The sequence below is a fragment of the Mycolicibacterium agri genome (assembly GCF_002553505.1).
In the GTDB taxonomy this organism is placed as follows: Bacteria; Actinomycetota; Actinomycetes; order Mycobacteriales; family Mycobacteriaceae; genus Mycobacterium; species Mycobacterium agri.
The window spans coordinates 1-987 of sequence record NZ_PDCP01000227.1 but is presented as its reverse complement, the minus strand read 5'-3'; the positions used below and the strand labels follow the sequence as shown (position 1 = coordinate 987).

The window sequence follows — 987 nt, the reverse complement described above, 5'->3', positions numbered from 1 at the left end:
ATCACGCCGAAGGCGCTGGCCTCCTTGCGCGGCACAGGAATTCCGGCCACCGTGGCGCCCGCGCCACTGTCGAGGTGCTGCGCGATCATCTGCCTCGGATCCATCCGGTAGACATGGTCAGCGCCGAACACGATGACCAGATCCGGCTTCTCGTCGTAGATCAGGTTCAGCGACTGATAGATCGCGTTCGCGGAGCCGGTGTACCACTGTGGGCCAAGGCGCTGCTGAGCAGGCACCGGGGTCACGTAGTTGGCGAGCAGGCTACTCATCCGCCAGGTCGTGGTGATGTGGCGGTCCAGGCTGTGGCTCTTGTACTGGGTCAGCACCGCGATCCGCAGCACCCCGGCGTTGACCAGGTTCGACAGCGCGAAGTCGATCAATCGATACAGCCCCCCGAACGGGACGGCCGGCTTGGCCCTGTCCAGCGTCAGCGGCAACAGGCGTTTACCCTCACCGCCGGCCAGCACGATACCGAGCACCCTTGGATCTGCCACCTGAGGACTCCTTCAGTCGGAGGTTCAAATTGCGCAGGTCGGGCATCCGCTGGGCCCGAATCAGGTCCTCGTTGGTCACGTCGCCTGCCTTGGTCACCGCGGCGGTCACATGAGCTGGATTGCCGCACCTGTGACGCTGTGGTCTACGGGCCGGCGATGAACAGCACTGCACGGCGCTCGAAGGACCCGCGGCGCTTCGGATTTCGAACCTGCGCTAAACAGCAGAATCGCCGACAGCCCGCCCAGCTTGACTGGCCACCAACACAGTCCGGGCGGTTCAACCGTTCAGCACTTCGATGCCAGGCAGGGTCTTGCCTTCAAGGTATTCCAGCGACGCCCCGCCGCCGGTGGAAATGTGGGAGAAGCCGTTCTCGGGCAGTCCGAGCTGGCGTACCGCCGCCGCCGAGTCCCCGCCACCGACCACGCTGAACGCTCCGTTGCCCGTTGCGGCGATGATTGCTTCGGCGACACCCTTGGTGCCCGCCGCGAACGC

The 987-nt window shown here is 65.2% G+C and carries 2 protein-coding genes; both read right to left on the bottom strand.

Translation table 11 applies throughout. The features are described 5' to 3' along the window. Window positions 1-494: sugar phosphate nucleotidyltransferase (locus CQY20_RS33925; RefSeq protein ID WP_165789337.1), on the bottom strand; the 494-nt coding region annotated here is incomplete at its 3' end. A 277-nt stretch (window positions 495-771) separates the two neighbouring features. Next, on the bottom strand, window positions 772-987 hold a 216-nt coding region (gene pgk, locus CQY20_RS33920), incomplete at its 5' end, for a phosphoglycerate kinase (RefSeq protein WP_097945790.1).